Consider the following 10,422-nt stretch of genomic DNA (forward strand, 5'->3'; position numbering starts at 1 on the left):
TGACAGTTATGAGGCTATTGTCGATGCCACTTGCTTGGCTTGGAATAATTTGCTTAAACAGCCACAAAGAATTCGGTCGTTAACTGCTCGTGCTTGGGCGCAACTTTAATTGTTGGGTTTGGTATAAGAACTTAAAACTAAGAAAAGGCAGACTACTATAAGTAATCTGCCTTTTTGCTATCTGTTTTAAAAAAGATTTGCTTTTAAACAAATTGATTATCCATCAGTTAAACCGATAGTTTAATCTTATCCTTGAGCAAAAACTCCATCAGGGCCTTTTGCGCATGTAAGCGGTTTTCCGCTTCGTCCCAGACCACAGAGCGCGGATCATCAAGCATGTCGTGAGAGATTTCTTCGCCGCGGTGCGCAGGCAAGCAGTGCATAAACACCACGTCAGGGTCGGCTTTATCAAGCAGTGAGGGCGTCACTTGATAGGGTGCAAAGCGGCGCGCGCGTGTATTTTGCTCAGACTCTTGACCCATACTGGCCCAGACGTCGGTGACGATAAGGTGCGAGTCTTTTGCCGCATCTTGCACATCTTCGACTAGGCTGACGCAATGCGAGAAACGCTCCATCAGCTTAGGATCAGGCTCAAAGCCATAAGGCGCGGCCACGCGTAGCTCAAAGCCGAACTGACTCGCCGCTTGCATGTAGGAGGCGCACATATTGTTGCCATCGCCAACCCAAGTGACGATTTTATTTTTGATACTGCCGCGATGCTCATAGAAGGTTTGCATGTCGGCGAGCAATTGACAAGGGTGGAATTCATCGGTCAGCGCATTGATAATCGGCACACTAGAGTATTTAGCAAAGGTCTCGACTTTTTCGTGACCAAAGGTGCGAATCATGATGATATCGACCATGCTCGAGATGACGCGGGCTGAGTCCTCTAAAGGCTCGCCGCGGCCAAGCTGGGTATCATTGGGTGATAAAAAGATGGCGCTACCGCCAAATTGTCCCATGCCTGTCTCAAACGAGATACGCGTACGGGTAGAGGATTTTTCAAAAATCATGCCAAGCGTCCGGCCAACAAAAGGCTGATAGACCTCGCCTGCATGTTGCATCTTACGTAATTCGCTTGCGCGTTTGATAAGGGTTTCTAGTTCTTGTTGGGTTAAATCAGATAAAGTCAAAAAATGGCGCAAACTCATAGTAGTCCTAGCAGTCGATCGCAGTCAGTGAAACGTTATCAGTCTTGTGCAGCAGCGCTCAACGCGCACACTGGGGTGACAACAAACTTTTAGTATAGCGCAATTAGGCCCAATGTAAACGGCCAATTTTCTCAAGTCAGCACCCTTTTATACGGCTGCGGTATTACTTGCTATAGATGCCCGATGCCATCTGTGCGCGTAGACTGGCTAATGACATAAAACCCTTTACCAGTCAGGATGCCAAACCTGTCAGTGATTTAAGTTTAGGTATTTAGTGAGCGGCTATACGGGCTGGGCGCGTGCTCAGACGACATAATAGCTCATAGCTGATCGTCCCAGCGTGGCTTGCGACTTCATCGACGTGCGGCGCCTCACCCCATAAGATGACTTTGCTGTTTAAGACGGGGTCTGCTGGCATCGCGCTGACATCGATAACGATCATGTCCATGGCCACGCGTCCAAGCACGGCACAGCGATAGCGCTGCTGATCTGCGGCATTGATGACGGTCACATAGGCGTCACTGCTGATAACGCGAGGGTAGCCGTCACCGTAGCCGATACTGACGAGGGCAGTTTTGGTATCGTGCGGTGCTGACCATAAGCTGCCATAGCCGATGGCATCATTGGCGCTGATTGTCTGCAAGGCGATGATTTGGGCGCAAAGCTCCATTGCAGGCTGCAAGTCCAACGTAGCTGCACTTTGGTCGACGACCGGTGAGCTACCATATAAAATAATACCAGGGCGTACCCAGTCATGATGATGCTCTGCAAAATTGACGATACCTGCTGAGTTACACAACGAGCCTTTTACTTCATCGCTGACGGTTTCTTTTAAGGTTTGCAGCATGTCGTTAAAGCGCTGAATTTGTAGCGCATTTAGCGGGTGGCTGCTGTCATCGGCATTGGCAAAATGTGTAGTCAAAATCAGCTGATAGCCGCCTGCATGTAGCCGCGCCGCCGCATCGATAACGCCTTTGGCATCAAACCCTAAGCGATTCATACCGGTATTGTATTTTAGCCAAACTATTCGCGTCGCACTATCAGAGCTTGGGATATTCGCCAGCGCCCAATCAAGCTGCGGCTCATGATGAATCACGCAGCTGATATCTTGGGCAATGGCGGTCTGCCATTCATCAGCGGTAAAGGCGCCTTCAATGAGCCCAATGGTTTTATGCCAGCCCAATTGCCGCGCCTCTAGAGCCTCTGCCAAAGTAGCCACACCGATGCCGTCGGCTTGCTGCAGGGCGGGCAGTACCGCCGCCACGCCATGACCATAGGCATTGGCTTTGACCATGGCGAGTACTTTAGCATTTGGGGCCAGTTTTTTTACTTGGTGTAAGTTATGAGAGAGAGCTTTTGGTTTGATAGTAATGGTACGCATAATGGGCTTCTTTATTGGCAACGTGATTTGATAAATCAACTTGTTTTATGAGCAAATACATCGATTGACTTCCTCCCCTCCCTAAAGTGAGGGATTCCTACTAAAGACGGCCAAGCCCGACCGCGAGAATATTTTTCGCTCCATTAACATCTCTGTTATGGGTCGTTTTACAAGAACGACAAAACCATGCTCTTATACCAAGACCTGATTTACCTTTCGGACTGTCTTGGCGGGAGCCGCAACACGAGCAGGTTTGGGTGCTGTACGCTTCATTGACTTCGATATAGTGGCAACCTGCGTTCGCGCATTTATAATCCAGTTGCCGCCTAATCTCAAACCAACCAGCATCATAGACGGATTTGGCCAGTTTGGATGAAATGAATGATGTTGATTTGATTTGACCAACAACGATTAGGCTGTTGGCCTTAACAAGCTTTGATGTGAATTTATGGATCAAGTCTTGACGGGTGTTTTTGATCTTGGCGTGAATGGCACGGACCCGTTTTTTATTCTTGGCTCTTTGAGCAATGGCCAGTTTTTCGGCATATTGATGGGTCAGCTTAGTGGTTAGAACATCGCCATTACTACTGACTGCTGAATCCTTGCAGCCTAAATCAATACCGACTTCGCCAGTACCGCACTTAATCTTTGGAAATTCTTTGACGGTGATACAGGCATACCAATGGCTGCGATTGTCTTGTACCAATTCGCAAGTATTGATGTCGTAGAGCGAGAGGTTATAGCTATCCCACAGATCAATGATTAGTTTTTTACCCTTAGCAAGGCTTAGCTGAATAGTAGATTTAAGGCTTTTCTTGCCTGATTGACGAGTTGATAGGTGTTTTACGGCTGTCTTTTTAAAGGGAATCCAGCCCAAGCTTCTTCTCTTGGCCTTTGGGTTGTTGGTGCGCCAGTTGAGTTTGGCTTTTTTAAACTGTTTTCGGCTTTTGGCATGGGTTTCAGAGATAGCTTGTAGGGTTTGGCTGTGCAGATTTAGGTAGTCACCCGCCCCTTTGGTGTAGACAGCCAAGTCATAAGCTGAAAAGAATTGACCTGTGCGCTTAAGATGTTTAAAACTAAGCTCATTAACGTAATTCCAGACAAAGTTGACCGCCCCAGCCAAGATATTGAGCTGAGCAGCATGTTTGTCTTTGATGCGTAGCTTGAGCGTTTTCATGGGATAATTATGATCTCAATGGGTTTGGGTATCAAGGTATTCGCAATATTTGGCGACAATGACTGACGCCTGATAAAAAGGGGATGAAGCAATAAAGCCAATGCGATATCAATGGCGCTGATATCGCGCTGGCTAGGGTTCGTGATGATTTGTTTGGGTTTTATTAAATGCTTAATCGTGAGCGTTTGGGGTTATTCATCGTTTTCAAAACTGACACCTTGATAGTACTCAGGCGTTAGGTTGATAAAGCGGGTAAACTGGCCTTCAAAGCCCAAACGTACGGTACCAATGGGGCCGTTACGCTGTTTACCAATGATGATTTCGGCCACGCCTTTGAGGTCTGAGTTTTCATTATAAACCTCATCGCGATAGATGAACATAATCAAATCGGCATCCTGTTCAATTGCCCCTGATTCACGCAAATCCGACATAATAGGGCGTTTGTTTGGGCGGTTTTCCAGACTACGGTTAAGCTGAGATAGAGCGATGACCGGACACTGAAGCTCACGTGCGAGCGCCTTTAGACTACGAGAGATCTCAGAGATTTCGCCCACACGGTTACCATCGAGGCTAGGGACTTTCATCAGCTGTAGATAATCGACCACGATAGCGCCTAGCTTGCCATCATGGTTTTTGGCGATGCGCCGGCAGCGTGAGCGCATCTCAGAGGGCGGTAGCGCCGTACTGTCATCGATGTACAGATGCTTTGATTGTAGATGCTGAATGGCGTTCATCATTTTCGCCCATTCGTCTTCATTCATCTGGCCTGAGCGCAGGTGCGTTTGGTTGATCGCCCCCCAAGAGGATAGCAGACGCATGACGATAGACTCAGCGGGCATCTCCATAGAAAACACCACCACTGGCAGGTCTTCATTAAACAATACACCTTCTGCTAAGTTCATGGCAAAGGTGGTTTTACCCATAGATGGACGGGCGGCGACGATGATTAAGTCGCCAGATTGCAAGCCTTGCGTTTTATTGTTCAACTCTGCAAAGGGTGTTTGCAAGCCAATCATGCCATCGGGGTTGGATTTTAGCTCTTGAATTTGGTCGATGACATTGGTCAGCACCGAGGTAATACCGACAGGCCCACGCTGCTCGGCGCGTTTATTATGCTGCTCATTGATGCTAAATATCTTACTCTCGACATTGTCTAAAATATCACTGACCGTTTGGTCTTTTGGATTATATGCCAGTGCCAGCATATCGTTACCAGTGGTAATCAGCTGGCGTAAGGTAGAGAGCTCACGCACGCGCTGTGCATAGGCAGTGAGGTTAAATAAGGTCGCTGGGCTTTGACTCAAAATATCTGCCAAATAGCTGTCGCCGCCTGCACTTTTTAGGAGTTTTTGTGCCTCTAGCCAGTCATGGACCATCACAGTGTCATAAGGCTCGCCAACGGCAGCTAAATGGGCAATCGCATCAAAAATGTATTGATGCCGACCCGCATAAAAGTCGTCTTTGGTGACGATATCGGCAATCTTGTCGTACGCCTCTTCAATACTCATCAAAGAGGCCAGTAGCGCCTTTTCGATATCGATATTATGCGGCGGTGTCTGATTGAGTAAGTCGTCGGATTTGTCGTTGTCTGCCATGAGTGCCTAATGTGTCAAGAGTCGGTATAAATATGCTATAAAAAAGGTATGGATGGGTATGTGGTAAGGTTTTTATTTTAGTAATAGTGCAGCAAAACGACGCAACAAAACAAAGGCGACGCACGGTTATGTTAGAGGTACCAAACGTGGTCTCAATGCTTGCTAGTAAATGCTACAATGAAAGGCGAAAGTTTAACACATTCTGCCCTTTTTTCGGACGTTATAAATAATTATCTGTAAAAACACCGTCTTTGATGAGCGAGAATGTTTAAGATTAGACTTAACGAGAAAATCTGATTTTTCTAATAAAAAATATAATTAAATCAAAGTGTTAATGTAAATGTAGGATGGTTTTCACTATGCAAAAAAAATTGCCGCTATTAATCACCACCGGTGAACCTGCTGGTATCGGTATGGATATTGTCTTGCTACTGGCCGATACAGGTAAGCTACAAGACTTTGCGCGTCCTATATGGGTCACTGCCGATCATACCGCGCTGCAAAAGCGTGCTGATATGTTGCTGGCAGCGGGCGTACTACGAAGCTGTCCGCGCTGGCAAACTGTCGATTTAGACATAGCAGCTGATAATTTCTTAGAGCAGATGCCACAGAAGATGCATATGAATACTCATGATGGCCATGCGTTTATTTTGTTAAATACGCCTTGTGCTCAATCCGTCGTTTGTGGACAAATTAATACGCGCAATTCGGCCATGGTCGCCCAGCAGTTAGAGATTGCCCATCAATTGGCCACCTACAAAGCCATCGCGGCCATTATCACAGGACCATTACAAAAGTCAGCACTGATCGATGCCGATATCAGATTGCCAGATGGCACCATGTTCAGCGGTCATACTGAGTTTTTTATGCAGCAAAGCGGCTGCGATAAAGTGGTGATGATGCTCGCCAATCAAGCCATGAAAGTGGCGCTTGTCACCACGCATTTGGCCTTAAAGGACATCCCTGCTGCCATCACCGCTAATAATGTACGGCAAACGGTACAAATCGTCATCGATGATATGAAAGAAAAATTTGGTCTAATGCAGCCACGTATATTGGTCTGCGGTCTAAACCCACATGCAGGTGAAGGCGGTCATTTGGGTATGGAGGAGATGGAGATTATCAATCCCGTATTGCGTGAGTTTATCGCTGCCGGGGTCAATATCTCTGAGGCGATGCCAGCGGATACGCTGTTTACCCCCAGACACTTAGCAAACTGCGATGCAGTCATCGCCATGTATCACGATCAAGGCCTACCAGTGCTCAAATCGCATGGATTTGGCGATACAGTCAATTTAACCTTGGGGCTGCCTTATATACGCACGTCAGTGGATCATGGCACCGCACTTGATTTGGCAGGGAGCGGCAGTGCCAGTGCTACCAGTCTGTATCAAGCATTAAATATGGCTAATGAGATGGCAGACAGATCCATTGTTAGTGGAACTATTGTATAAGTTGCTGTCTTATCTAGATTTGTTAGGCATTATGGGATAAGTTTAGGGCGTGTTGAACATTCGCAAATAGGCACTGCTGATCGCTAAAATTGTTCCAGACAAGGCACAAAGCGACGATAATGCAGATGCCTTAGCGAGATTTGTAACGCAGTATGGGGCAATTTTAGCATCAGCCCGCAGGGACAGGACTCTTTTTTGCCGCTTCATCGTTAAAAATAAGCGCTTAGAATGACTAAACTTATTATTTTTAACATCGAATCGCCTAAAAAATAGTCGCTGTCAGTGCCATGGTCGAATGTTCAACACGCCCTAATGTCAGCTATGTCTATTTATAAGTTATCAAGCATGACCTGATATAATTGGTTCCATTATACCGCTCTGTTTTAAGTGGTCTATAAATGGGGTGACAGGGATAAATAGCTGGTTCCCTTGGGGTATACATTCATCAATAGAGCTAAGAGTATCCTTAATTAGTGCTTTTTTATTTTCATCCATTCTTCTCGCGACACTTTGTATAGTACGTGTTCGGCAAGTGGGTCTGTAGCTTCTATAGCAGGATGAAGAAAGTTTTTTCTTGTATCCTTCATATCAAGACGTTCCATGACGCGCTGTGAACGCTTATTTATCTTTGCAGTAAACGATACGATTTCATCGAGTTTTAGTTCTTCAAAAGCAAATTTTAAACAAGCATTGGCTGCTTCTGTAGCATAACCATAGCCCCAAAAATCTTTGCCCAGTCTCCAGCCTATTTCAACACAAGGATTGAACGGAAGGTCTTGTTGTGGTTGATGTAGACCAACGAAGCCGATAAAAGTATCACTACCTTTGAGACTTACCGCCCAAAAACCCCAGCCTTTTTCATCTATAAGCAGTTGGCACTTTGAAGCCATAGCATTACTTTCTTCTTCTGTCAGTAGCTTAGGGAAATACTCCATTACGTCTTTACTAGAGTTTATTTTAGCAAAGGGTTTTAAGTCTTTTTTTCGCCAGTGTCTTAAATAAAGGCGATCCGTTTCTAATGTTTTCGATAGCATGACTAACCTATGTTTAAGTAAATTAAATCTCGTCTTGGAGATAAGCGTTTACAATGAATAAAAATATTGGTCCAAAAACCCATTGCATGTACATTATAAAGTACACTGCGGCTATTTCAGCGTGTCAAAACGTTGATACCATTAGCCCAAAGCCAAAAGTTCAAATCCTCACCAAGCAATATATATAACCAAGAATATACCAAATAGTTTAAGAACAAAAAAAAGCAATGTGTCGGTTGTGCTAAGGTAGGGGTAGTTTGCTAATAAAACATCGCAAAAAGACAGTGCCAGTATGAGCTGTGTTATAATTCATTGATATATAGTCAGCACATTGCTGCCATAGCGCTATAGTTCCTTTACCTTTTATTCATTAAGACCTTTTTATGTCCAAAACTACTTTTGATGCTCAAAGCCTTGCTTCCAGTCTACGCACTGCCAAACACCAACCGCGTAAACGCTTCGGTCAAAACTTCTTGCATGATACCAGCGTTATCCGTCAGATTGTCGATAGCATCCGTCTGGAGCGCGATGATAATTTGATTGAGATTGGTCCTGGTATGGGCGCGCTGACTGAGCCACTATTGGCAGAAGTCGATGCGATGACGGTGGTGGAGCTGGATCGTGATTTGGCAGATAGCCTGCGTATCCGTATCGGTGCCAACAGCCATCCAAATTTTACGATTATCAAAGATAACGCCATGCATGTGGACTATCGTGAGCTTTATAGCGAGGAGCGCGGTAAGCTACGTGTCGTCGGGAACTTACCATATAACATCTCTACCCCAATTTTGTTTCATTTGCTTGAGTTTGCTGATGTCATTGAAGACATGCATTTTATGCTACAAAAAGAGGTGGTTGAGCGTATCACCGCGGATGTCGGTAGCAAGACCTATGGCCGTCTATCGGTCATCATGCAGTATCACTGTGATACCGATTATCTACTGACAGTGCCACGCGGTGCGTTTAATCCACCACCTAAAGTCACCAGCGCCGTGTTTCGCTTGACCCCGCATATCGACAAGCCAGTGGTGGCAGAAGATGAAGAGTATTTTGCTATCGTCGTGCGTGAGACTTTCAATCATCGCCGGAAGACATTGCGCGCTATCTTTAAAAATTCGACTTTGTTGCCGACGCTAAGCGAAGCGGACTTTGCTGCCTGTGCCATCGATCCGCAAGCCAGACCTGAGACGCTGAGTGTCCAAGACTTTGTCGCGCTAAGCAATCACTCGCGGCATTTGCTTGTATAGAAAGACTACTGTTTGTTGGTTATGATTTTATAGATTGATTTATTGAGGGTTTATGGGGTTTCGTCATCAGTATGTCATCGGCGATTTGCAAGGTTGTTATGCCGCTTATCGTCAATTACTAAACACGTTAGCATTTGACCCGACCCAAGACAAACTGTGGTTTGCAGGTGACTTGGTCGCGCGCGGTGAGGATTCGTTAAGCACGCTGCGCCATGTCAAGTCGCTGTGTGAGCAGGGCGCAGCGGCGACCGTGCTAGGCAATCATGATATCAACTTGATTGCGGTCTGGCGCGGCGCGGCAAAGCTCAAAAATAAAGACAAGACCGCGCCGATTTTTGCTGCTAAAGATTGTGATGAGCTGCTAGAATGGCTGCGTCATCAGCCAGTATTGGCTTATCCTGATGAGTATACGGTATTGGTGCATGCGGGTGTGCCGCCGCATTGGAGCATCGAGGCTGCGTCTGGTTACGCGAGGCAGTTAGAAGCCGCGCTGCAAAGCAGTTTGCCGCAGCTGGATGCGCTATTGCCCAACCTATATAGCAAGACAGCTGATAAGTGGCATGCACAGATAAGCGGCTATACTAAGCTGCGTGCTATTGCTAATTACTTCACACGTATGCGCCTATGCAAACAAGATGGCACCTTAGAGTTTGACTTTAGTGCAGGGCTGCAAGAGCCGATGCCTGATGACTTCGCGCCGTGGTTTGAATGGCAAGTACCGCGTACGCGTAAGATACTCTTTGGTCATTGGGCTGCGCTCAAAGCCGAGGTCGATCTGCCACATGCACGTGCGCTAGACGGTGGCTGCGTATGGGGCAATCATCTACTGGCTTATCGTTTGAGCGATGGTAAGGTTGTTACCTCAAGCGCCCACTGTCCGAGCTTGTGACGAGACTATAGTTAATTTCGTTTTGGGTGCCTGTTAATAGGCTTGAAGAGAGCAATGGCTGTCGCCAATGGGGTATTGCACTATGTAGTGCGCGGTGCAAACATGATAATAGCCATACCTAGCAGTGCCACTGATGTGCCTAAGATGTCCCACGCCGTTGGTTGAATACCATCGACAGCCCATAACCACAGAATTGCAATCGTTACATACATACCACCGTAAGCCGCATAAACCCTACCAACGGCGGTTGGATGTAAAGTCAGCAGCCAAACAAAGGCGGTCAAACTAAGGGCGCTAGGAACAAGCAGCCATATTGACTTACCTTCTCTTAGCCATAAATATGGCAAGTAGCAACCTACAATCTCTGCTAGGGTGTGTTGACAATTACCGTAAATGGATAATCGTCGCTGCTAAATAGATATTAGCAGCAAACGACTCATCTGTTTTTTCAGCACGCATGGCAATTTTCTTGAAATCTTTCAGCTTACAGAAGA

General features: G+C 46.3%; 8 protein-coding genes and 1 pseudogene. 3 read left to right on the plus strand and 6 right to left on the minus strand.

Features of this window, described 5'->3' with window-relative positions; genetic code table 11:
• Positions 1-227 precede the first annotated feature (227 nt).
• The 4 genes and pseudogenes from argF to dnaB form a co-directional block, all read right to left on the minus strand.
• Entirely contained in the window at positions 228-1,151 is a 924-nt protein-coding gene (gene argF, locus JMX98_RS12760) for an ornithine carbamoyltransferase (protein ID WP_201587108.1), read from the minus strand.
• Positions 1,152-1,422: 271 nt separating this feature from the next.
• Positions 1,423-2,532 carry an alanine racemase gene (alr, locus tag JMX98_RS12765; RefSeq protein WP_201587110.1) on the minus strand — a complete coding sequence of 370 codons (1,110 nt, stop codon included), beginning with the start codon at positions 2,530-2,532 and terminating at the stop codon, positions 1,423-1,425.
• 35 nt (positions 2,533-2,567) lie between these two features.
• Positions 2,568-3,709: pseudogene (locus JMX98_RS12770) on the minus strand (RNA-guided endonuclease InsQ/TnpB family protein).
• Positions 3,710-3,900: 191 nt separating this feature from the next.
• Entirely contained in the window at positions 3,901-5,304 is a 1,404-nt protein-coding gene (gene dnaB / locus JMX98_RS12775) for a replicative DNA helicase (RefSeq protein WP_201587114.1), read from the minus strand.
• A 359-nt stretch (positions 5,305-5,663) separates the two neighbouring features.
• On the opposite strand from dnaB, the gene pdxA reads away from it, so the two are divergent.
• On the plus strand, positions 5,664-6,758 hold the full coding sequence (pdxA, locus tag JMX98_RS12780; RefSeq protein ID WP_201587115.1) for a 4-hydroxythreonine-4-phosphate dehydrogenase PdxA: 1,095 nt from the start codon (positions 5,664-5,666) through the stop codon (positions 6,756-6,758).
• 470 nt (positions 6,759-7,228) lie between these two features.
• Here the strand turns inward: pdxA and JMX98_RS12785 are convergent, their stop codons facing one another.
• Positions 7,229-7,792, minus strand: a complete 564-nt coding sequence (locus tag JMX98_RS12785) for a GNAT family N-acetyltransferase (protein ID WP_201587116.1) — start codon at positions 7,790-7,792, stop codon at positions 7,229-7,231.
• Positions 7,793-8,175: 383 nt separating this feature from the next.
• Here JMX98_RS12785 and rsmA point away from each other — a divergent pair, with 383 nt between their 5' ends.
• Both rsmA and JMX98_RS12795 read left to right on the plus strand, forming a co-directional pair.
• The gene (gene rsmA, locus JMX98_RS12790; RefSeq protein WP_201587117.1) at positions 8,176-9,039 is read left to right on the plus strand and encodes a 16S rRNA (adenine(1518)-N(6)/adenine(1519)-N(6))-dimethyltransferase RsmA; all 864 of its coding nucleotides are present in this window, start codon (positions 8,176-8,178) and stop codon (positions 9,037-9,039) included.
• Between the two features lie 52 nt (positions 9,040-9,091).
• Positions 9,092-9,928 carry a symmetrical bis(5'-nucleosyl)-tetraphosphatase gene (locus JMX98_RS12795; RefSeq protein ID WP_201587118.1) on the plus strand — a complete coding sequence of 279 codons (837 nt, stop codon included), beginning with the start codon at positions 9,092-9,094 and terminating at the stop codon, positions 9,926-9,928.
• Between the two features lie 80 nt (positions 9,929-10,008).
• On the opposite strand, the gene JMX98_RS12800 is transcribed toward JMX98_RS12795, so the two are convergent.
• Complete coding sequence (locus JMX98_RS12800) at positions 10,009-10,323, minus strand: YnfA family protein (RefSeq protein WP_201587119.1); 315 nt, start codon at positions 10,321-10,323, stop codon at positions 10,009-10,011.
• Positions 10,324-10,422 lie beyond the last annotated feature (99 nt).

This window comes from Psychrobacter sp. HII-4 (assembly GCF_904846595.1).
Lineage (GTDB): Bacteria > Pseudomonadota > Gammaproteobacteria > Pseudomonadales > Moraxellaceae > Psychrobacter > Psychrobacter celer.